This is a genomic window from Micromonospora marina (assembly GCF_900091565.1).
In the GTDB taxonomy this organism is placed as follows: Bacteria; Actinomycetota; Actinomycetes; order Mycobacteriales; family Micromonosporaceae; genus Micromonospora; species Micromonospora marina.
The window spans coordinates 1-21,777 of sequence record NZ_FMCV01000026.1; the positions used below are offsets into that span (position 1 = coordinate 1).

20 protein-coding genes are annotated in these 21,777 nt (G+C 72.6%); 7 read left to right on the forward strand and 13 right to left on the reverse strand.

All coding sequences use genetic code 11. The annotated features are described in order from the left end of the window. Window positions 1-144: 144 nt before the first annotated feature. Window positions 145-1,545: an IS1380 family transposase gene (locus GA0070215_RS24050; protein ID WP_091050167.1), complete on the reverse strand. Its 1,401-nt coding sequence runs from the start codon at window positions 1,543-1,545 to the stop codon at window positions 145-147. 243 nt (window positions 1,546-1,788) lie between these two features. Here GA0070215_RS24050 and GA0070215_RS24055 point away from each other — a divergent pair, with 243 nt between their 5' ends. Beyond that, complete coding sequence (locus tag GA0070215_RS24055; RefSeq protein ID WP_341845025.1) at window positions 1,789-2,133, forward strand: 5-formyltetrahydrofolate cyclo-ligase; 345 nt, start codon at window positions 1,789-1,791, stop codon at window positions 2,131-2,133. A gap of 52 nt (window positions 2,134-2,185) precedes the next feature. Beyond that, window positions 2,186-2,734, forward strand: coding sequence for a cysteine hydrolase family protein (locus GA0070215_RS24060; RefSeq protein WP_091050171.1), 549 nt, complete (start codon window positions 2,186-2,188; stop codon window positions 2,732-2,734). A gap of 14 nt (window positions 2,735-2,748) precedes the next feature. Here GA0070215_RS24060 and GA0070215_RS24065 read toward each other — a convergent pair whose 3' ends face one another. From GA0070215_RS24065 to GA0070215_RS24085, 5 genes are all read right to left on the reverse strand, one after another. Continuing rightward, on the reverse strand, window positions 2,749-3,303 hold the full coding sequence (locus tag GA0070215_RS24065) for a maleylpyruvate isomerase N-terminal domain-containing protein (RefSeq protein ID WP_341845026.1): 555 nt from the start codon (window positions 3,301-3,303) through the stop codon (window positions 2,749-2,751). 264 nt (window positions 3,304-3,567) lie between these two features. Then, window positions 3,568-4,380 carry a pyrroline-5-carboxylate reductase gene (gene proC / locus GA0070215_RS24070; protein WP_091050175.1) on the reverse strand — a complete coding sequence of 271 codons (813 nt, stop codon included), beginning with the start codon at window positions 4,378-4,380 and terminating at the stop codon, window positions 3,568-3,570. Between the two features lie 81 nt (window positions 4,381-4,461). Then, window positions 4,462-5,490: a 6-phosphofructokinase gene (locus GA0070215_RS24075; protein ID WP_091050286.1), complete on the reverse strand. Its 1,029-nt coding sequence runs from the start codon at window positions 5,488-5,490 to the stop codon at window positions 4,462-4,464. Between the two features lie 178 nt (window positions 5,491-5,668). Beyond that, window positions 5,669-6,172, reverse strand: coding sequence for a pyridoxamine 5'-phosphate oxidase family protein (locus tag GA0070215_RS24080; RefSeq protein WP_091050179.1), 504 nt, complete (start codon window positions 6,170-6,172; stop codon window positions 5,669-5,671). A 58-nt stretch (window positions 6,173-6,230) separates the two neighbouring features. Further along, the gene (locus GA0070215_RS24085) at window positions 6,231-6,734 is read right to left on the reverse strand and encodes a polyadenylate-specific 3'-exoribonuclease AS (protein WP_018785320.1); all 504 of its coding nucleotides are present in this window, start codon (window positions 6,732-6,734) and stop codon (window positions 6,231-6,233) included. A gap of 247 nt (window positions 6,735-6,981) precedes the next feature. On the opposite strand from GA0070215_RS24085, the gene GA0070215_RS24090 reads away from it, so the two are divergent. Further along, window positions 6,982-7,674 carry a Crp/Fnr family transcriptional regulator gene (locus GA0070215_RS24090; RefSeq protein WP_013287664.1) on the forward strand — a complete coding sequence of 231 codons (693 nt, stop codon included), beginning with the start codon at window positions 6,982-6,984 and terminating at the stop codon, window positions 7,672-7,674. Window positions 7,675-7,753: 79 nt separating this feature from the next. On the opposite strand, the gene GA0070215_RS24095 is transcribed toward GA0070215_RS24090, so the two are convergent. Continuing rightward, window positions 7,754-7,996: a hypothetical protein gene (locus tag GA0070215_RS24095; protein WP_026267857.1), complete on the reverse strand. Its 243-nt coding sequence runs from the start codon at window positions 7,994-7,996 to the stop codon at window positions 7,754-7,756. A gap of 139 nt (window positions 7,997-8,135) precedes the next feature. Here GA0070215_RS24095 and GA0070215_RS24100 point away from each other — a divergent pair, with 139 nt between their 5' ends. The 3 genes from GA0070215_RS24100 (at window position 8,136) to GA0070215_RS24110 (ending at window position 14,241) form a co-directional block, all read left to right on the forward strand. Further along, window positions 8,136-11,603, forward strand: a complete 3,468-nt coding sequence (locus tag GA0070215_RS24100) for an ATP-binding protein (protein ID WP_091050181.1) — start codon at window positions 8,136-8,138, stop codon at window positions 11,601-11,603. 208 nt (window positions 11,604-11,811) lie between these two features. Next, window positions 11,812-12,651, forward strand: a complete 840-nt coding sequence (locus GA0070215_RS24105) for a DUF308 domain-containing protein (protein ID WP_091050184.1) — start codon at window positions 11,812-11,814, stop codon at window positions 12,649-12,651. Window positions 12,652-12,822: 171 nt separating this feature from the next. Further along, the gene (locus GA0070215_RS24110) at window positions 12,823-14,241 is read left to right on the forward strand and encodes an alpha,alpha-trehalose-phosphate synthase (UDP-forming) (RefSeq protein ID WP_026267858.1); all 1,419 of its coding nucleotides are present in this window, start codon (window positions 12,823-12,825) and stop codon (window positions 14,239-14,241) included. 15 nt (window positions 14,242-14,256) lie between these two features. Here the strand turns inward: GA0070215_RS24110 and GA0070215_RS24115 are convergent, their stop codons facing one another. From GA0070215_RS24115 to GA0070215_RS24140, 6 genes are all read right to left on the reverse strand, one after another. Next, the gene (locus tag GA0070215_RS24115; RefSeq protein ID WP_091050188.1) at window positions 14,257-15,087 is read right to left on the reverse strand and encodes an alpha/beta hydrolase; all 831 of its coding nucleotides are present in this window, start codon (window positions 15,085-15,087) and stop codon (window positions 14,257-14,259) included. Then, window positions 15,084-16,490 carry a flavin-containing monooxygenase gene (locus GA0070215_RS24120; protein ID WP_018785326.1) on the reverse strand — a complete coding sequence of 469 codons (1,407 nt, stop codon included), beginning with the start codon at window positions 16,488-16,490 and terminating at the stop codon, window positions 15,084-15,086. The genes GA0070215_RS24115 and GA0070215_RS24120 overlap by 4 nt, the downstream gene beginning before the upstream one ends. A gap of 461 nt (window positions 16,491-16,951) precedes the next feature. Continuing rightward, window positions 16,952-17,650 (reverse strand): endonuclease/exonuclease/phosphatase family protein, encoded by a 699-nt coding sequence (locus GA0070215_RS24125; protein ID WP_026267859.1) that lies wholly within the window; start codon window positions 17,648-17,650, stop codon window positions 16,952-16,954. Between the two features lies 1 nt (window position 17,651). Then, a complete protein-coding gene (locus GA0070215_RS24130; RefSeq protein WP_026267860.1) occupies window positions 17,652-18,599 on the reverse strand; it encodes an ROK family glucokinase in 948 nt (315 codons plus the stop codon). Window positions 18,600-18,672: 73 nt separating this feature from the next. Continuing rightward, window positions 18,673-19,305, reverse strand: a complete 633-nt coding sequence (locus tag GA0070215_RS24135) for a hypothetical protein (RefSeq protein WP_091050191.1) — start codon at window positions 19,303-19,305, stop codon at window positions 18,673-18,675. A 21-nt stretch (window positions 19,306-19,326) separates the two neighbouring features. Next, window positions 19,327-19,803 carry an SRPBCC family protein gene (locus GA0070215_RS24140; protein WP_018785331.1) on the reverse strand — a complete coding sequence of 159 codons (477 nt, stop codon included), beginning with the start codon at window positions 19,801-19,803 and terminating at the stop codon, window positions 19,327-19,329. Between the two features lie 167 nt (window positions 19,804-19,970). On the opposite strand from GA0070215_RS24140, the gene GA0070215_RS24145 reads away from it, so the two are divergent. Then, window positions 19,971-21,773, forward strand: coding sequence for an AMP-dependent synthetase/ligase (locus tag GA0070215_RS24145; RefSeq protein ID WP_091050290.1), 1,803 nt, complete (start codon window positions 19,971-19,973; stop codon window positions 21,771-21,773). Window positions 21,774-21,777 lie beyond the last annotated feature (4 nt).

The window sequence follows — 21,777 nt, forward strand, 5'->3', positions numbered from 1 at the left end:
CCTCGGTCTTTCACTTGAGCATGGATCCATAGCTTGTTATCGATGAAGTTGATTCGCGCTGGTTTTGCCGCTTTGTTGGCATGCTGAGGGCCCGGCGCTGGGCCGGGTTCCTCCGTGTTGCGGGTTGGAGCGTGAGCCTCGACGTCAGCCGGTGGGCCGGGGTAGTGCGGCGAGCTTGTTGAATGCGCTGGTCAGGGCGTTGGCCCAGGGCCAGTTGGCGGCGATGGCGAGTCGTGTCCTGCGGGCGGTGCGGGTGATCCGGGCGGCGACGTGTAGCAGCCGGTAACGCAGCTTCTTGGGCTCGGCGGTGGCCAGTTCGCCGTCCAGGAGCAGGTTCTGGGTCCAGGCGAGCAGGTCGATGCCGGTCAGCGCCAACTGGAGCCAGGCCTGGTTGATGGCGAAGTGTCGGGACGGGAACCGGCCGAAACCGGTGTTCTTGCCGGTGCGGATGCGGTCTTCAACGCGGGCGTGTGCCCGGTGCCGGGCCTCCAGGAACTGGACGCTGCCGCCGCCGGGTGGGGTGTCGGTGGCGACGACCTGATGCCGCCAGCCCTCGATGGTGTCGAACAGCGACAGTTGGGCACCGGGGTGCGGGCGTTCCCGGCGGACCAGGAACCGGGTGCCCTCCGGCCAGCCGGTGGCGTCGAACAGGCCCGTGATCTCGCAGACCTCGGCATGTTCACGCAGGTCACCGACGGTGTCGACGGCGGGAGCCCAGCCGGTCGCAGCCCGGATCGCCTCGCGCACGCCGGCGGTGATCGCGGCACCGACGGAGAACCGGATGTCCAGGTGGTGCTGCTCGCGCAAGGACCGGATGTGGGCGAGGAAGCCGTGACTGGAACCAGCCGAATCGGCGCGCAGCAGGATCGGGGTGCCGTGCCGGTGGGCGTCGGGAAGCTGAGCGAGGGCCTGGTCGAGCACGGTGATGTGGTCGGTGGTGGTGTTGGATCCGGCCCGGCCTTCGCGCAGCAGGCCGGCGAGGGCTTCGCCGGTGTTGTCCAGGAAGCACAGCAGCGGGTGGTAGCCGAACGTCTTCTTCCAGGTGCGGGTCGCTGATTCCTTGCCGGAGTGGCAGATCACGATGGTCGCGTCGATGTCCAGGACCAGGCCGTCAACCTGCCGGCCGGCCACCATCGGCTGCGGCAGGTCACCGCGGACCTCGGCGTGCTGGGCCCAAGCGACCTCACGGGCGTGTGCCCGTGCAGACCGCAGATCGACCAGCACCGTGTCGTCGAGCTGCGACAACAGCCGCCACGCGGTCGGGTCGGACGCCACCGGCCCGAACAGCGCCTGTTGGTCTCGTAGTACTGCCAGGTCAGCGATGGCCTCACCACCGTCGGCGAGCATCACGGCAAGATCGACGGCGATCCGACCCGGGTCGTGCCCGCGCTGCCGCTGCCGCAGACCCGCAAGGGCGTGGCTGAACGCGCTGGTCAGGCCGGTCGCATCAGCCAGATCAGCGAGCAGCCGGGCACCAGCGTGCCCGACGATGCCCCGCCCGTCTCCAGTCACCATGATCTTCGGACGTATTGCGGTAGCCTTCATCCAGCAAGTGCCTTCCGTGACAGGAACATCGGACCCTCAGCAAGTCCTATTTTCCCTGATCAGAAGGCACTTCCTCGTTTCCGGTCCACTCCTTGGACAGGCCCTTAACCAAGGGCCGAGGCTAAGCTCGCCGACCTCCGACCCTTCTACCTGCTCGATCCCGCCACCCTGGACGCAGCACCAGCCGACATCGCCACTGGCAGCGGCGCGGCGGACCATGCCCCGAAAGTCAATATCAGCGAGATGAAGCCCGTGGACCTGGTGGTGTGCGGCAGCGTCGCGGTCAATCGTGACGGAGCACGGATCGGAAAGGGCGCGGGTTACGCGGACATCGAGATCGCCCTGCTCACCGAGGCCGGCTTAGTCGGCCCCTCCACCATCCTCGCAACGACTGTTCATCCGCTACAGGTCGTCGAAGGACCGCTTCCCGAGTCGTCGCACGACTTCCGAGTCGACTTGATCGTCACCCCGGACGAGGTGATCGAGTGCCACCGAAGCCAGCGACCGGCCGGCATCTACTGGGAAAGCCTCAGCGCCCAGAAGATCGACTCCATTCCGGTCCTCAGGGCATCTTCTGCTTCCGGTTGAGGCTCTCGTGCGTAGCACGCACCCATCGACTACGAGGAAAGCGGCGCCGGGTATGAGCGGTACGCATGCGGCCCTGATCGTCATCGACATGCAGAACGGCTTCATCAACGAGCGGAGCCGGCATGTCGTCCCGAGGGTCGTGGAGCTGGTCGAACGGTGGGAGGCCACGGGCAGACCGATCGTCTTTACGCGCTACTACAACTATCCGGACAGCCCTTTCGAAAGGCTGATCCACTGGTCGAAGATGCAGCATGCGCCAGAGACAGAGATCGTGCCCGAACTGCGCCGACAAGCTACTCGCGCACGAGCCGTTCTCGACAAGCCCATCTACTCGTACTTCACGAGCGAGGGCGCGGATCTGACTGCTCAGGAGGGCTGGACTGATCTGGTGTTCTGCGGCGTCGCCACCGAGAGTTGCGTGCTGAAATCAGCGGTGGACGCGTTCGAGCGCAGCCTGACGCCATGGCTCGTCACGGATGCGTCGGCCAGCCACGGCGGTCCGGCCGCACACGAGGCGGGCATCCTGGTGGCACAGCGTTTCGTCGGTGCCGGCCAGCTCATCGACACGAAGACGGTCGGTGAGCTGTTCGATGGTCGATGATGGCGGTGGACCGGTTACACGGACGGGTCCCAGGCGATGAGCTGATCGAAGATGCGCCGGTCGCCCTCGTACTTCAGCGCATTCAGCGGAATGCGGCCGTAGAAGAACAGGACCAGGTCACTTGCCGTGCCCCGGGCGGAGACATCGGCCGGGGCCGGGGCGGCAGCGGAGGTGAGGCGGGTGACCTGCGCCCCGTCGGCGGACAACCGCAGACGCCAGGAGCGGCCCTCGGTGGTGTGGTAGTCGACGACGGCGGGCTGGTGCGGCCAGGCGACAGTCGTCGCGCACAGGGTGAACTGGCAGTCGTCGAAACCGTCGAGGGCGACCTCCTCCGACAGCGGTTGCGGGGCGCCCACCGTGAGCTGGACGTCGTAGGCGTGCACCGCGATCTCGGGGACCTGTCGCCGCGCCCAGGCACCGGAGGTCTGCGGTGACGGCGAGTCGTCCCACCACGTCCAGCAACGGCGATCCGGGCCGGCCTCACGCAGCTCGTCAGTAGATCGACGGACTCGGTCCACCAGGCCAGCAGTGCCTCGCGATCCCGGGGCGCGCCCGTGCCGTCCTCCCAGGCCGACTTGTCCGGGGGGCCGTCCACGGGCCCGGCGGCGACGATCGCGGCTGTCTTGCGGCGGCCCGTGCCCACGTGCCGGACCAGTTCGGACAGCGTCCGCTCCGGATGGTCAGGCGCCTGCATGTCGAGGCTGGGCGCCGCGGCGACCGCGGCGCGGAAGGCGGTCGACCGCTCGTCGATGAGCCGCAGATGATCGGAGAACGTGATCCTGCTGCTGCGCCGGCACCGGCGACCGGGACCGGCGTCACGGCCCGGCTGAGCGTCAGTCGGCCTGGGCGGCCAGTTCCCGGGCCCGGTCCCGGGCGGCCTCCAGCGCCGCCAGCATGGCCGCGCGTACGCCGTGGTTCTCCAGCTCGCGGATCGCGGAGATGGTGGTGCCCGCGGGCGACGTGACCGCCTCGCGCAGCTTCACCGGGTGCTCGCCGGAGTCGCGCAGCATCACCGCCGAACCGATCGCGGTCTGCACGATCAGCTCGTGCGCCACCTGACGCGGCAGGCCGAGCAGGATGCCCGCGTCGATCATGGCCTCGACCAGGAGGTAGAAGTAGGCCGGTCCGGAGCCGGAGAGCGCGGTGACCGCGTCCTGCTGCGACTCGGGCACCCGGACGGTGGCGCCGAGCGGGGAGAACATCTCCTCGGCCAGGGCCAGGTGCTCGCCGGTGGCGTACGCGCCCGCCGAGATGGCGCTCATCGCCTGGTCGACCAGCGCCGGGGTGTTCGTCATGACCCGGACCACCGGGGTGCCCTCGGGCAGCCGGCGGTTGAAGAAGGCGGTCGGCAGGCCGGCGCAGAGCGAGATGACCAGCTTGTCGGCCGGCACCTTCGGGCCGATCTCGTCCAGCAGCGCGGCGGCGTCCTGTGGCTTGACCGACACGGCCAGCACCTCGGCCTCGGTCACCGCGGTCAGGTTGTCCACCACCCGTACGCCGTAGCGGTCGGTCAGCTCCTGCGCGCGTGCCGGCCGCCGCGCGGTGGCGAGCAGCCGCTCCACCGGCCAGCCGGAGCGCAGCAGCCCGGAGAGCATCAGCTCACCGATCTTGCCGGCGCCGATCACCGCGACCGTGTGCCCGCCCACCCGTGCCCCCTTCTCCGACTCTGTTAAAAGGGGGCCCCTGCTCTGCACGAGGCGTTAAGCAGGGGCCCCTCCTTACACAACTCAGCTGCCGAAGAAGACCTCGGCCTCGGCGTACCGCTCCAGCGGCACGGTCTTCAGCTCGCGGGTGGCGTCGGCCAGCGGGACGCGGACGATGTCAGTGCTCTGCATCGCGACCATCTTGCCCCAGTCGCCCTCGTGCACGGCGTCGATCGCCTGGAGACCGAGCCGGGTGGCGAGCACCCGGTCGAACGCGGTCGGGGTGCCGCCGCGCTGGATGTGGCCGAGCACCACGGTGCGGGCCTCCTTGCCGGTCTTCGCCTCCAGCTGCTCGGCCAGCCACTGACCGATGCCGCCGAGGCGGACGTGACCGAACGCGTCCAGTTCCTGGTTGTGCAGGACCATCTGGCCGTCCAGCGGCTGGGCGCCCTCGGCGACCACGACGATCGGGGCGTACTGGTGCTGGAAGCGCTTCTCGACGTAGCCGGCGACCTGCTCGACGTCGAACTGCCGCTCCGGCAGCAGGATCACGTTGGCGCCACCGGCGAGGCCGGCGTGCAGGGCGATCCAGCCGGCGTGCCGACCCATGACCTCGACCACGAGCGTGCGGTGGTGGCTCTCCGCGGTGGTGTGCAGCCGGTCGATCGCCTCCATGGCGATGTTGACGGCGGTGTCGAAGCCGAAGGTGTAGTCGGTGGCACCGAGGTCGTTGTCGATCGTCTTCGGCACGCCGATGACGTGGACGCCCAGCTCGTGCAGCTTGGTGGCGACGCCGAGCGTGTCCTCGCCGCCGATCGCGATCAGCGCGTCCACGCCCTGGGCGGCGAGGTTCTCCTTGATCCGCTCCACGCCGTTCTCGATCTTGAACGGGTTGGTGCGGGACGAGCCGAGGATGGTGCCGCCGCGGGGCAGGATGCCACGCACCTCGGCGATGCCGAGCGGCTTGGTCAGGCCCTCGAGCGGGCCCTTCCAGCCGTCCCGGAAGCCCACGAACTCGTGACCGTAGGTGGCGACGCCCTTGCGGACCACCGCCCGAATCACCGCGTTGAGACCTGGGCAGTCGCCGCCGCCGGTGAGCACGCCGATACGCATGATCTGCTCATCCTCCTGGAGCATCAGGTAAAGCCCGGATAAGCCCCAGGATATGTGTCAGATCAGACCATCGGCGCCGTTGCCGGCCCGGGGCGGGCCGTCACTGCGCACTGTAGTCGGCACAGGCGTACGCCGACACCGCACCCCGGGCCGTCCCGGACGGCGGACGGGCTACCCGTCAGTAGCTGACCTCGTGGTTCTCCCCCGCCTTCGGCGGCTTGCCGGTCACCGCCGCCTTGGCGAAGCCGAGCAGGTTGACCACGGTGCTGCCGGGCGAGTCCCAGTACTCCGCCGACCCGGCGTGCACCTTGATCAACGTGATCCCGGGCGTGTCCAGCCCGTCCGGGAACCACGCCTTGAGCAGCGGGTTCCACAACTCCTTCGCCCGATCGGGGTCCCACTCCTCGGTGGCGGTGCCGGCGACCGACACCCAGGCGTGGTGGCGCTGGTCGGAGAAACCGACGTTCACCTGCGGGTTCACCCGGATCTGCCGCACCTTCGCCGAGTCGGCGTACGCGAAGAACCACAGGTCACCGTCGAAGTCCGCCTCCTGCAACCCCATCGGGCGGCTCACCAGACGCCCGTCCACGCCGGTGGTGGTGAGCAGGCAGATCCGGGCGTCCCGGATCAGCTCGGTGACCCGGCGGCGGGCGTCCGCGGCGTTTGTCGGCTCATTGCTCATGGGGCACTCCTGTCTCGGATCGGCGTAGATGCCGCTCCCGTGCCCTGGGCGGAACCGGTCAAACCTCCCGCGCCGTCATCGCCCGCCACCGCGCCAGGTTGTGCCGGGCGTCGACGAGAGCGTCGTGCCGACCGGCCTCGGCGTCCGGCAGCCGGGGACGCCCCCGGTCGTCCCAGAGCTGGCGCAACTCCTTGGTGAAGCGGGGAATCTCCCGGGGCAGCGCCGGCATCGCACCCCAGAGCTGGGCCAGCACGACGTGGTCGTAGGCGGCGTACCAGGCCCACAGCTCCAACTGCTCGCCCGGCCGGTCCCGCACCGGCTCCAGCAGGAACTCGTGCAGGTCGTCGCGGATGCGCGCGCGGGAGCGCCAGGCCCGGTCGGCCGGCGACGGGAGCTTGTCCAGCACGTTGCGCCGCACCCAGGGCACCGCCCGGGAGTCGTCGAACTCGGTGGAGACCGCGTAGAACTCGCGGCCGTACTCGTCGACGACGCCGATCGACACCAGGTCGACGATGCGGCCGTCCTCGATGAATTCGCAGTCGTAGAAATAGCGGTAGACCATCGCCCCCATCCTCGCCCATTACCGGCACGGGCCGGTCGCCGGGGCGTCCGCCGAGGTCGGCGGCCGTACCGGCGGCGGCCGGGCATGGTCACGGAAGTGTTTCCGGGGGTGTACAGCACGCGACGGGAGCGTCATGATCTGATGTGTACCGCCGTCGGGCGCCGAACCGGTTGAGCTGCCTCGTACCGGGACTGACAGCTTCACCCGGTGTGCGAGTCGTGACTTCTGACCGGGGAGGGGTTGAGCCGTGGAGTCTCGCCTGCCGGAGCCGGGTGACGCGCTCACGGGTGTGGAGATGTTCGCCGGGCTTGAGCCGGAGGTGCGGCAGCGTGTCATCGCCGCCGCCGTGCCGCGCACCTACCGCAAGGGCCAGCTTCTCTTCGTCGAGAACGACCCCGGCGAGTCGCTGATCGTGCTGCGCCGCGGCGCGGTGGCGGTGTTCCGCACCGCCCCGACCGGCGAGCGCGCGGTGCTGTCGGTGATCCGACCCCCGGACGTGCTCGGCGAGGTGTCCCTGTTGGACGCCTCCACCCGCTCGGCGTCGGCCGAGGCGATCGAGGACTGCGCCGCGCTCGCGCTGTCCCGGCCCGCGTTCATGGAACTGGTGCACTCCAACCCGCGCATCCTGGACGCGGTGATGCGCTCGCTGGGCCAGCTGATCCGCCGGCTCACCGAGCAGAACGCCGACCACGTCTTCCTCGACCTGCCCGGCCGGGTGGCCAAGACGCTGGTCCGGCTGGCCGGCGAGAGCCAGGCACCGATGATCACCATCGAGTTGAACCAGAGCCAGCTCGCCGAGATGGCGGGCGGCTCCCGGCAGAGCGTCAACCAGGCCATCGGCTCGTTCGCCAGCCGGGGCTGGCTGCGTACCGAGGGACGCCGCATCGTGGTCACCGACGTGGCCGCGCTGCGCCGCCGGGCCGGCATGAACGACCGCTGACGCGACGACGGCGGGGGCCGGCGGTCGTCCCGCCGGCCCCCGCCGCGTTCGTCGTACGCCAGTTCGTTCGTACGCCCGGTCAGTCCTTCTCGGTGTCGGCCGGGGGCGCGCTCGGCCCCGGGCCGATCTTCGACGGGTCGGTCTTCTTCGGCGGGGTCGTCGTGGTGGTCGTGGTCTCGGTCGATCCGCTGCCCGCGGGCTGCTCCACCATGCCTTTTTCCTCCAGTTCGGCGAGGGTGACAGCGTCCACGTCGACCGTGTCACCGACGGCCCACACCGTCCCCCGTGGATCGGTCCATGAGGCGGACAGCCGGACGTGCACGGCAATCTCCCTGTCGACGGGACTTCCTGCTAGGGGAGACTAGACCCGGCCGAACAGCCGTGACGTCCCGCCGACCCGTCGGGTACCCGACTGCACGGCCGCGCGGGACACTGGGGACCTCACGCGTACGGAGCCGGACATCGACCTCACCTGTGGACACTGCTCCCGGACCGCCGGGCCGGACGACCGTTTCTGCGGTGGGTGCGGCCGTCCGCTGGCCGCGGCCTGCCCGGGCTGCGGCCACGCCAACGACACCGGCGCCAACTTCTGCACCAACTGCGGTCAGCCGCTGCGCGACCACGCGGTCACCGTGCAGGAGGACCGCCGCCAGGTGAGCGTGCTCTTCGTCGACATCGTCGACTTCACGACATACGCCGAGCGGGCCGACCCGGAGCAGGCCCGCGGCCTGCAACAGGCCTACTTCGCCACGGTGCGCCGGCTGGTGCACCAGTACGGCGGCGTGGTGGAGAAGTACATCGGCGACGCCGTCATGGCGTTGTTCGGCGCGCCGGTGGCCACCGACAACGACGCGCTGCGCTGCGTACGCGCCGGCCTGGAGCTGCAACGCAGCCTGGCCCGGCAGCCGGCCGGACCGCATCCGCCGCTCGGGTTCCGGGTCGGCATCGCCACCGGCGAGGCCCTGGTCGACCTGGCCGCGGCGCGCGACGGCGGCCAGGCGTTCGTCACCGGCGACGTGGTGAACACCGCCAGCCGGTTGCAGGGGCTCGCCCCGGTCGGCGGCGTGGTGGTCGACGAGAGCACCTGGGCGGCCACCCGGCGCGAGATGGAGTACGACGACCAGCCACCGGTGACGTTGCGCGGCCGGTCGTCGGTGAGCCGGATCTGGCTGGCCGTACGGGCACAGCCACGGCGCGACGACCAGACCGCCGAGCTGACCCCGATGGTCGACCGGGACCACGAGCGGGGCCTGCTGGTCAGCGCGCTGCACCGCACGCTGACCGAGCGCACCTCGCAGTTGCTCACCGTCTTCGGCCCGGCCGGGGTGGGCAAGAGCCGGCTGCTGCGCGAGCTGGCCCGGCACGCCGCCAGCCTGCCCGGCGCCCGGGTCACCTGGCTGACCGGCCAGTGCCCGCCGTTCGGCGAGAACGTCACCTACGCGGCGCTGGCCGACATCGTCCGGAGCTGGGCCGGGCTGACCGGCGCCGACGATCCGGCCACCATCCGGGAACGGCTGCGCGAGCGACTGGGCCACCTCACCGAGCCGCACGCGGTACGGCTGGCCGAGGCGCTGGGCCCGCTCGTCGGCGTCTCCGGCGAACGGCTCACCTCGGCCGAGACCGAGGCGGCGTGGCGGCGCTTCCTGCTCGCCCTGGCCGCGACCGGTCCCACGGTGCTCGTCTTCGAGGACATGCACTGGGCCGACGAGGCGATGCTGTCCTTCGTCGAGCAGCTCGGCGCGGCGGCCCGCAACGTGCCGCTGCTGGTCGTCGCGACCGCCCGGCCGGAGCTGCGCGAGCGGCATCCCGCCTGGACCGGCACGATCAGCGGGGCGATGTCCATCTCGGTGCCGCCGATGCACGACGGGGACATCGACACGCTCTACTCGCTGCTGCTCGGCCAGGCCACGCTGCCGCAGGACGCGCGGGCACCGCTGATCGAGTTCGCCGACGGCAACCCGCTCTACGCCCAGGAGTACGCGCGGATGCTGCTCGACGGCGGGCTGGCCGAGCGGACCGCCGCGCTCGCGCTCGTCGACCCCGTCGGCGGTGCCGGGATGCCGCGTACCGTGCAGGCGGTCATCGCCAACCGGCTGGACCTGCTCGACCCGGCCGACCGCGCGGTGCTCCAGGCCGCCTCGGTCGTCGGCGTGCAGTTCTGGGCGGCGCCGGTGGCGCTGGCGCTCGGCCGCCCGGCGGAGTGGGTCGAACGCGCGCTGCACCACCTCCAGCGCCGTGACCTCGTCTACGAGCTGCCCGTGTCGACCATGCCCGGCCAGGCGGAGTACCGGTTCCGGCACGTGCTGGTCCGGGACGTCTGCTATCAGCGGCTGCCCCGGGCCGAGCGGGTCGCCCGGCACCAGCGCACCGCCGACTGGCTGGAGCAGCTCGCCGACGGCCGCCAGCACGACCTGGCCGAGGTGCTGGCCAACCACAGGTGGGCGGCGCACGAGATCGCCCGTACGGTCGGTCTGGACCAGGCACCGCACGCGGCCGCGACCCGGTCCGCGCTGCACCGGGCCGCGCGCCGGGCGTACGACCTGCACGCGCTGGAGACGGCGGCCACGCTGGTGGACCGCGCGCTGAGCGTGGAGTGCGGCCCGGACCCGGCGCTCGAGCTGTTCCAGGCCGAGCTGGCGTTCTACCGGGACCGGGACGGCTTCCTCGACGGCGGCGGCACGGCGCTGCTCACGGCGCTCGCCGGCCGGCTGGCCGACGCGGGTGACCGGCCCGGCGCGGCGAAGGCGTGGCGGCTGCTGGCCACCGCGGCGTTCGCGCGGGCCGACCGTTCGGAGCTGATGCGCTGCCTGGACCGGGCGATCGGGCTGCACGCCACGCTGCCGGACAGCGAGGACAAGGTGGGCGTGCTGCTGGAGCTGGCCCGGGCGCACATGCTCGACGCCGAGACCGAGCCGGCGTGCGTGGCCGCGCGCACCGCCGCCGAGCTGGCCGAGCGGCTGGAGCTGCGGGAGGCCCGGGCGAACGCGCGTATCACGCTCGCGGTGGTCCGTTACCAGGCCGGCGCCGAGGAGGCGTACGCCGAGCTGGCCGACGTGACCGAGGAGTGCCGGGTGGAGCGGCTGACCAGCCGCCGCCGCGCGATGCACAACCTGGCCTGGGTGCTCCAGGAGGAGGGCGATCTGACCGGCTCGGCGCGGCTGGTCGACGAGCAGCGCTCGCTGGACCTGGCCGGTGAGCACGCCCTGACGGTGAGCTTCAGCGACCAGTGGGCCCGGTCGTACTACAGCGGGGACTGGACGTCGGCGCTGCGGATGGCCGAGGGGTCGACCCGGCGCCCGACCGACGAGTGGGACCTGCACATCGTGGCCGTGTCCGGTTGGATCCGGGCGCTCGGCGACGACCCGGGCGGCCCGGGCACCGGCGAGGACCTGGTGGATCAGGCGCTCGTCGCGGCCCGGCGCAGCGGGTTCCAGCGGGTGCTGCGCTCCACGCTGGCGCACGCCGCGCTCTGCCGCGCGGTGCAGGGCCGCCGGGACGAGGCGATGGCGCTGCTGACCGAGCTGGACGAGGACTGGCGGCAGACCACGATGATTCCGTTCGCCGAGTGGGTACCGGCGGTCGGTCACGTCGCCGCGCTGCTCGGTGGCGACGCCGCGGTGCTGGTGCGCGACCTGCTGGCCCACGCGCCACGGGTGACCCGGTGGGCGCGGCAGGCCGGGCGGTCGGCCGAGGCGGCGCTGGCCCGGGGCGACGGGGACGCCGGGCGGGCGGGCCGGCTGCTCACCGCCGCCGCCGAGGGGTACGCGGAGATGACCGACGTCACCGACCAGATGATCGCGGACGCGCTGGCGGTCGGGCCGCTGACCGAGGCGGACCCGCCGGCCGCGGCGGCGACGCTGCACCGGGTACGCGCGTTCGCCGGCCGGCACGCCGCCGGCGGGCTGCTGCGGATCGCCGGGGCGGGCTGAGGGGTCAGGCCGGGACCGGCTGCGGGTAGATGCCCCTTACCGGTGGAGTATTCGGCTTTCGCGATGGATGTTACTTTTCGCGGCGGTGCCTCCGAGAGTCCGGGATGAGGTACGAACGACGAGCGGCACGCCACAACGCACTCCCGGAACCGGGTGCCGACGTGTCACGATTCAGGGCACGGGCAGGGATCGGCGAAGGGGGTGTCCGGTGTCAGGGGGCGGGCCCCGTCGGGGACGACGGGACAACGGGCTCGACGCGGCCGAGTACGCGGTCGCGGGCGACGTCGATCCACGCGTCGGCGAGCACCTGCTCGACGTGCTCGCCGCCGGTGGCATCGCGGCCTACCTCCAGCCCTCGGCCGACCTGAACCCGGTGACCCGCACCACCACCGTCCCGGCCCGCCCGGTCGACCGGCTCTACGTCGACAGGTCGCACCTGACCACCGCCCGCGACTACCTCACCCAGCTCGCCGACGAGAGCGCGGGCGACCCGCCGCGCGCCGACGAGCCGGACATCGAGGCCGAGTGGGCGAAGATCGTCGCCGGCTTCCACACCGCGCCCAGCGCCGGCAGCCGCCCCTGGCCGACCGCGGAGGACGTGGACGACCCGCCCGCGCCGGGCACCGCCGCCGGCGGCCGGGCCGAGGAGCCCGCCGGCCCGACCGCCACCGACGTGCGCCGGCTGCCGTACGCCGCCGACATCTCCGGTGTCTCGCTCAGCCGGGACCGGCACGACGAGCCCTCGCTGCTCGACGGCCTGGACACGTTCGGCGCGAACCTGCCCGACGAGGCGTCCGACGAGGAGCACTACACCCCGCCCCCGCCGCCCCCGCTGCCCCGCTTCTCCAAGTACGCGGTGCTCGGTGTGGCCTGCATCGTGCTCGGCTTCCTGCTGTTCCTGTCCCCCACCGTGGTGTCGCTGGTCGACCCGTCGGTGGTCACGCTGCTCGGCTTCACCGGCATCCTGGCCGGATTCGTGATGCTGATCTGGCGACTGCGCCCGGGCGACCGGGACGACCACGACCCGGACGACGGCGCGGTCGTCTGAGGCGGCACCGGGCGCCGCCCGGATGGCGGGACGCCGCCCGCCCTGGGCGAGGGCGTGACAAGCGTGTAACTTACAGTCAGTAGGAATAGGCTGAACGTCACGTCCCGCACCGGCTGTCCGGCTTGCGTCTCCTTCCGGGTCGCCGGTCCCCTGCTGAGCGGAATGCCCGAGATGCGACTGAGCCCCCTCGTGGTGGTGGCCAACCGCCTCCCCATCGACGACAGTGTGGCGCCCGACGGCGCCTTCGAGTGGCGCCGCAGCCCCGGCGGTCTGGTGAGCGCCCTGCACCCGCTGCTGCGGCACACACCCGCGACCTGGGTGGGCTGGGCCGGCGGCACCGGTCCCGCACCCGAGCTGCCGGACGTGGACGGCGTCCGGATGCACACCGTGCCGTTGAGCGCCGACGACTTCCGCGACCACTACGAGGGCTTCGCCAACGCCACCCTCTGGCCGCTCTACCACGACGCCGTCGAACAGCCGGAGTACCACCGCCGCTGGTGGGAGGCGTACCAGCGGGTCAACCAGCGGTTCGCCGAGGCCGCGGCCCAGGTGGCCGAGCCGGGCGGCCTGGTCTGGGTGCAGGACTACCACCTCCAGCTGGTGCCCGGCCTGCTCCGCGAGTTGCGCCCCGACCTGCGGATCGGGTTCTTCCTGCACGTGCCGTTCCCGCCGCCGGAGCTGTTCATGCAGCTGCCCCGCCGGGCCGAACTGCTGCGCGGCATGCTCGGTGCCGACCTGGTCGGCTTCCAGCGGGCCCAGGCCGCCCACAACTTCGCCCAGCTCGCCACCAAGGTGCTCGGCCTGCCCGCCAGCGACCGGCGGATCGGCGTGGACGGCCGGGTGGTGCGCATCGGCGCCTTCCCGGTCGCCATCGACACCGCCGAGATGTCCGCGCTCGCCGCCCGCCCCGAGGTCGCCGAGCGGGCCCACCGGCTGCGGCAGGACCTGGGCCGGCCCGAGCACGTGATCCTCAGCGTCGACCGGATGGACTACACGAAGGGCATCGAGCAGCGCCTCAAGGCGTACCGGGAGCTGCTCGCCAACGGCGACATCAAGGTCCGCGACACGGTGCTGGTCCAGGTGGCGGTGCCCAGCCGCGACCGGGTGGCGCAGTACCAGATCCTGCGCGACCGGGTGGAGCACCAGGTCGGCCGGATCAACGGCGAGTTCGGCCGGGTCGGCGAGCCGGCGATCCACTACCTCACACAGCCGTTCGACCGCGCCGAACTGGTGGCGCTCTACCGGGTCGCGGACGTGATGGCGGTGACGCCGCTGCGCGACGGCATGAACCTGGTCGCGAAGGAGTACGTGGCGGCCCGGGTCGACGGCACCGGCGCGCTGCTGCTGAGCGAGTTCGCCGGCGCCGCCTCCGAACTGGAACAGGCGTACCTGGTCAACCCGCACGACCTCGACGGCCTCAAGCAGGGGTTGCTGGCCGCGCTGCGGGCCGGCCCGGAGGACGTCGCGGCCCGGATGCGCGCGATGCGCGACCACCTGGCCCGCAACGACATCCACGCCTGGGCGGCGTCCTACCTCAGCGCGCTGGAGGAGAGCGGAACCCTCGCCGGCCGCCGCCCCGCCGCCCGGTGACCCGGGCCCCGGCGCTCACCCGTGGGTGGGCGCCGGGTCCTTGTCCAGCCAGTCCAGGATCGCGTCGATCGGCTCGCGCCAACGGGCGTCGAGCATCAGGTCGTGCCCCATGCCGGGGAACAGCAGCGGCGCCGAGGCGTACCCCCGGGCGGCCCTGGTCAGCGCCGTGGCCGGGAGCACGCGGTCGTCCGGGCTGCCGAGCACCAGCACCGGTGGCCGGCCGACCGCCGGCTCCGGTGCCCGGCCGGTCAGCAGCTGCCACTGCGCCCGCCGTCCGGCCCGGCCCAGCCGGGCCAGGTGCCGCCGCGCGTCGGCGTCCGGCAGCTCCCGGCTGAACAACTGCCGCCGGTTGAGCCGCAGCCCGGCGCCGAAGACCGCCGGGACGGTGCCGGCCGGGTTGCGCCGCAACGCCGTGCCGAACGTCGCCCAGCCGCCGAGCACCGGCGCCACCAGCACCGCGGCCCGCACCGGGTAGCGGGCCATCGCGTGCGCCACGACCCGGGCACCGGCGCCGTGCCCCACCAGCACCGCCTGCCGCGGCAGGCTCGCCGCCACCTGCGTCACGTCATGGGTGTACGACCGCAGCGTCGCCTCCGGCGCCGGCTCGCTGCCGCCGTGCCCGCGCAGGCTCAGCGCGTACGCCGGGAAGCCGCGACCGGCGGCGTGCCCCAGCCAGTGCTCGGCGAACGCCCACGCCCCGTGCCCGAACCCGGGCACGAACAGCAGCGGCGGCTTCGCCTCCTCCCGCTCCGGTACGGCGGCGAGCACCTCGCGACGGGCGGGCCGCTCCGGCCGGGCCCACTCCCAGGACCGGACCACCCGGACACGATCCGTCTTCGCCGTCATTTACCGTCCTCCAGCTCGTGCAGCGCCCGCTGGAGCGCGCGCAGGTAGTCGGCGTGCCCGACCTCGAACCAGTGCCGGGTGCTGTCCTTGACCTTTGCCGAGTACCGCTCGCCCAGACCGGCCCGGACCTTGCGGTCGAACACGGCGGCCAGCTCCGGCCGGGTGGCGCGCAGCGTGAGCAGCCGGGCGAACAGCACGCTCTGCCAGTGCGAGATCGCGAAGATGCCGGAGTCCGGCTGCACCAGGCCGACCACGGCGAGCGTGGGGTGACCGGCGGTGAACGCGTTGAGCCACAGCCGGGGCCGCCCGGAGCCGTCCTCGTCGCCGAGCACCCGGCCGGCGAGGAACTCGAAGCGCGGCAGGTAGCCGGTGGCGAAGACGACCAGCTCCGGGTCGATCCGGCGGCCGTCGGTCAGCTCCACCGCGCGGTCGTCGAACCGGGCCACGTCCGGCACCGGGGTGACCTCGCCGTGGCCGACGTAGTAGACGAGCTGGCTGTTGGCGATCGGGTGCGTCTCGTAGACCCGGTGGTCCGGCTTCGGCATGCCGAACCGGGTCAGGTCGCCGACGGTCAGCCGCAGCGTCCAGTGGTAGAGCCACTGCCGTACCCGCAACGGCACCCGCAGCGCCAGCAGCGTGTCGTTCACCTGGTCGGCGGGGCGGCCGAGGACGTACTTCGGGGCGTACCAGTAGCCGCGGCGGGTGGAGTGCCAGCAGCGCGACGCCTGCTGGGCCGCCTCCACCGCGATGTCGCAGCCGGTGTTCCCGGCCCCGACCACGAGCACCCGCTTGCCGCGCAGCTGCGCCGGGTCCTTGTAGGACGAGGCGTGCATGACCTCGCCCCGGAACTCCTCCAGCCCCTCGTAGCGGGGCAGCTTGGGCGACCAGTTGTGGCCGTTGGCGACCACCACTGCGGCGTACCGGGAGGTGCGCTCGGGGCCGTAGCCGCCGGTGCTGCGCGTGGTCACGTCCCAGCGGTCCCCCTCGACCGGCTCGACGCGGACCACCTCGGTGCCGAACCAGACGTGCTGGCGCAGGTCGAAGTGGTCGGCGTACCGCTCGAAGTAGGACAGCAGCTGGCTGTGGTGCGGGTAGTCCGGCCAGTCGTCCGGCATCGGGAAGTCGGGGAACTGGGTGAACGGCCGGGACGAGATCAGGTGGGTGCTGGCGTACACCGGGCTGCGGTCGTGCCGCCAGTTCCAGGCGCCGCCGACGCCCGTCTCCCGCTCGTAGCAGTCCACGCCGAAGCCCGCTTCGCGCAGGTTCTTCACGGCGGTCAGGCCGCTGGCGCCGGCGCCGATGACGCAGACCGTGTCGCCCCGGTCGGAGACCGGGCGGTCGTCGCGGCTCGGTACGACCGTCCGGTCCGGATCGGGGCGGCCGAGGTCGGTGGAGGAGGACACCGGGAATTCTCCTTTGTGCGGCACGCGTGCCGGGTCGGAGCGAAATCCTGCCGAGAATGCCAGCCGTTGTCCAGCCACCCGATCCGGCACCGCCCACCCGCCGGGCTTCCCCGACACAGCGTCACCACCGGGTCGGTCACCGAGCGTGAGTGGACCGGCTGCGCGGACGGCGTACCCTCGTTCGCCCTTTGCTCTGCCGCCACTGACGCAGCACCGCCGCGAGCTGCCCTGATGTCTCGCGGCCATCCGGCCGGAACGCGGCCCGCCGGTCACGGTGGGTAGCTGGTGCGCATATGGCGGCAGAGCAAAGGCGGCGAAGCGGTTGGCCCGCCGGCCGCTGGACCTCACCGTGCGTCACCGCCTCCGCGGTCCGGCTGCTGCGCAAGCGCGGACGGCGCGCGGCGCAGGCGTCGGGCGCGGACGGGCCGCCGGGCACGGTGCGGCCCGGCGGTCCGTGCCGGTCAGGCGGTGGGCAGCAGCAGGTCGACCAGGACCGGGAAGTGGTCGCTGGCCCGGCGGGCCGCCGGGGTGTCCACCACGTCGTAGTCGACCACAGTGATCCGGGGATCGACGAACAGCGCGTCGATGCGGCGGCGCGGGTCGGCGCAGGAGTACGTCAGCCGGTCGGCCCGGTCGGCGGCGAGCGCCGTGTCGGTGAGCCCTTCGGCGAGCGTCTGCCACGCCGGGCCGTCCGGGCCCTCGTTGACGTCCGCGCCGGCCACCACGGGCAGCGTGGAGGCAGCCAGTTCCCGCTTGAACGCCGCCGCCTGGGCCGGACGCTCGGCCGGGTCGGTGGACAGGTGCGAGCCGGCCAGCAGCACGTCGACGCCGCCGACCCGGCACTGCGCGTACGCGGCGCCGCGCATGTGCCGCCCCGGCGTCAGCGGATACCGCTGGCAGCTGGTGTCGACGGCGCGCACCCGAAGGCTGGTCAGCAACACGTTGCCGAGCGACGGCAGGCCGCCGGCCGCCACCACCATGCCGAACGACTCGGCCAGCGCGGCGCACTTCTGCCGCCACCGGAACCGGCGCGGTCCCTCCTGGACGATCACCACGTCCGGCGCGGCGGTCCGGACCACCTCGGCCAGCGCGGCGGCGTCGTCACGCTGGCTGTGGATGTTGTACGACAGGACCCGCAGCGGCACACCCGCATCAGTCATGTCAGATCCGCCGGGCCAGGTCGGCGGCGCCGATCACGCCCGCGGTGTTGCCCAGCTCGGCCGGGCGCACCTCGGCGACGGGCAGGCGGCTGCGCTGGGCCAGCGCGTCGGCGAACGACCGCCGGGTCGGGCCGAGCAGCAGGTCACCGGCGTCGATCACGCCGCCGCCCACCACCAGCACCTGCGGGTCGAGGATCTGCGCCATGTCGGCGAGGCTGGTGCCGAGCCAGCGGCCGACCTGGGCGAACGCCTCGGTGGAGACCGGGTCGCCGCCCTTCGCGGCGGCGGTCACCATCGGGCCGGTGATCGTCTCGGCCTCGCCCCCGGCCAGCTCCAGCAACGCGGTCGCCCGGTGCGGCTCCTGCCGGGCGGCCGCGCGGGCGAAGCGGACCAGGGCGCTGCCGCTGGCGTACTGCTCGATGCAACCGAGCCGGCCGCAGCCGCACTGGTGGCCGTCCGGCACGGTGAGCATGTGGCCCAGTTCGGCGGCGATGCCGTTGGCGCCACGAACCAGGCCACCGCCGAGCACGATGCCGCCGCCGACACCGGTGCCGATGGTGAACATGACCATCGAGTCGTCGGCGTCGCGGGCCGCGCCGTAGCGGAACTCCGCCCAGGCGGCCACGTTCCCGTCGTTCTCCACGATCACCGGCAGGCCGGTGGCGTCGCCGACGTACGTGCGCAGCGGCTCGTCCCGCCAGGCCAGGTTCGGGGCGAACAGCACGGTCGAGCGGGAGGCGTCGATCCAGCCCGCCGCGCCGATGCCGACCGCCTCCACGGCGTGACCGGCGGCCAGTTCGGTGACCACCTCGATGATGACGTCGCGGGTCTTGGCCACGTCGTCGGCGGGGGTGTCCCGTCGCGTCTGCACGAGTACCGTGCCGGCGTCGTCCACGACACCGCCGGCCACCTTCGTGCCACCGACGTCGACTCCGATGGTCAGCGTCACCGCTGCCACTCCCCTCTGCTGTGCTGCCCGGGAACCGGCCGAACCGGCCGTACGGTCCCGGGATGTCCGGTGGTCAGGCCCCGTCGCCTGGTGCGTCCGCGCCCACCTCTCCGGACGCCCGCGAGGCGGGCACCGCGGGACGGCCGGCCGGTGGCCGGCTCGTCGCCGGCTCCGGCGGCCCGGCGGCGTCGGCGGCACCCGCATCGGCCGCGCCCTCCCCCCGGGTGGCGGCGGACCACACGTCCTGCTCGGGTGCCGGCTGAGAATCATGCCCGCTACGGGTCGCCTCGCGCCACACGTGGTCCCCGGATCCCTCCGGCGCGGCGGTGCCGGCGTCGGCGGTTCGCTCCGGCTCGGCCGGGGTGAACGCCCGCAGCACGCTCGCCACTCCGGCCGCCAGGTCCCCGGCGCCGGTGGCGAGCCGCTCGGCGAATTCCGGACTCGGATCGCGCAACGCGGCGATACCGCGGCAGACGGGGCAGACACAGCATTCCGGCGAGCCGGTGGCGAAACCGGCGGGCGCGGGCGTCTCCGGGGCCGGGCCGGCGCCGGGCGGGGTGTGACCGAGGACACCGGAGAGGATCCCACCGAGCGGACCCCAGGCACCGGAGCCGGGTGCGGCGGCGGCCATCTTCGCGCCGGCGAGCAGTGTGGCGACGAGGCGCTCGGCCTCTTCCCGGGCCGAACCCGGATCAGTGGTGCCCATGGTTCGGCTCCTCCAGCGTGACTACCGGGACGACGGTCGGGTCTCGTGCGCCGCACCGGGTGCTTCTACCCGGCGCTTGAGCTGCTTCAACGCCGCATCCATGATCATTTTCTCGGCCTTGCGGCGGAACATGCCGAGCATCGCCACGGACAGCTCCACCTCAAGCGTGTAGGTCACCGTGGTCGTCCCGTCCGCGTTGCCCGCCAGGTCGTACGACCCGCGCTGGGAGCGCTGCATCTTCGACGCGGCGACCAGGTGCCACTCGATCCGGGAGATGTCCTCGGCGTACTCGTAGGCCAGCACGTACTCGTCGGCCATCACGCCCGCGTCGAGGGTGAACCGGACCTGGCTGGCGTAGCCGTCCTCGTACTCCTCGATCACCTCGGCCCGGCGTACCGCCTCGGCCCACTCGGGATAACTCGGGAAGTCGCAGATGACCGCCGCCACCCGGTCCGGTGACGCGCCGATGATGATCGACTGGGTGGAGGTGTCCGCCATGGGGGGGAGGCTACCCGGCCGCCCCGCGGCCGGTCCCGCTCCACCCGCCGGACGGCGTCCCACCAGCCGGGCGGGCAACCTCCCTGGCAGACCCCCCTGGGTGTGCGGGTAGGTTTCGACAGAGCCGACCAGGCCGGCCCCCGCCGGTAGAGCACGAGGGAGTGCAGGTGCGCGAGTTCTCCGTCCCGCCGATCGTCACCGTCGGCGACGCGGCCACCCTGACCGACCCGGTCTGGGAAAACGCCGAGGTCGCCCCGGACACCGTGCAGTTCGTCCGCCCCGGCGCGGGGACGGACGCGCGCGAGGAGGTCACCTGCCGCCAGTTCCGCGACGAGGTGGCGGCGGTGGCGCAGGGCCTGATCGCGGCCGGCGTCTCCCCCGGCGACCGGGTCGGCCTGATGAGCCGCACCCGCTACGAGTGGACGCTGTTCGACTACGCGATCTGGGCGGCCGGTGCGGTGACCGTGCCGATCTACGAGACCTCCAGCGCCGAGCAGGCCGCCTGGATCCTCGGCGACTCCGGCGCCGTCGCCGTGGTGGTGGAGAGCACCGCGCACGCCACCCTGGTCGCCGGCGTCCGGGACCGGCTGCCCGAACTGCGCGAGGTGTGGCAGATCGACCTGGGCGCGGTCGACGACCTAATCGCCGCCGGCGCGTCGGTGGACCAGGCCGAGGTGGAGACCCGCCGCTCGCTGCTCAAGGCCGACGACGTCGCCACGATCATCTACACCAGTGGCACCACCGGCCGGCCCAAGGGCTGCGTGCTGACCCACCGCAACATCTACTCCGACATCGCCAACGCGGTGCCGGTGCTGCCGAACCTGTTCCGCCAGGGCGCCTCCACCCTGCTGTTCCTGCCGCTCGCGCACGCCTTCGCCCGGCTCATCCAGGTCGGCGTGGTGCACGCCCGGGCCACCATGGCGCACTGCTCCGACACCAAGAACCTGGTCGCCGAGCTCCAGGACTTCAAGCCGACGTTCGTGCTCTCCGTACCCCGGGTCTTCGAGAAGGTCTACAACGGCGCGCGGCAGAAGGCCGAGGCCGAGGGGAAGGGCAAGATCTTCGACCGCGCGGAGAAGGTCGCCATCGCGTGGAGCGAGGCGCAGGAACTGCCCGGCGGTCCCGGCCTGGGGCTGCGCGCCCAGCACGCCGTCTTCGACAAGCTGGTCTACCGCAAGCTGCGGGCGGCGATGGGCGGCCGGTGCCGCGACGCCATCTCCGGCGGCGCGCCGCTCGGCGCGCGGCTCGGGCACTTCTTCCGCGGCGTCGGAGTGACCATCTGCGAGGGGTACGGCCTCACCGAGACCTCCCCGGCCGCCGCCGCCAACCTGCCCACCGGCACCCGGATCGGCACCGTCGGCCGCCCGCTGCCCGGCGTCACCATCCGGATCGACGACGACGGCGAGGTCCTCATCGCCGGCGACATCGTCTTCCAGGGCTACTGGCACAACGACGCGGCCACCGCCGAGGCGATCACCGCCGACGGCTGGTTCCGCACCGGCGACCTCGGGCGGCTCGACGAGGACGGCTACCTGAGCATCACCGGCCGGAAGAAGGAGATCATCGTGACCGCCGGCGGCAAGAACGTCGCCCCGGCGGTGCTGGAGGACCAGGTACGGGCGCACCCGCTGATCAGCCAGTGCGTGGTGATCGGCGACCGGCAGCCGTTCATCGCCGCCCTGGTCACCATCGACGAGGAGGCGCTGCCGAAGTGGCTGGCCGGGCAGGGGCGCCCGGAGACCACGAGCATCGCCGAGCTGCGCGAGGACGCGGCGCTGCGAGCCGAGGTGCAGTCCGCGGTCGACCAGGCCAACCAGGCGGTCTCCAAGGCCGAGGCGATCAAGGTGTTCCGGATCCTGCCGCAGGACTTCACCGAGACCACCGGCGAGCTGACCCCGTCGCTGAAGGTCAAGCGTCAGGTCGTGCACAAGACGTACGCCGCGGAGATCGCCGAGATCTACCGGGGCTGACTAC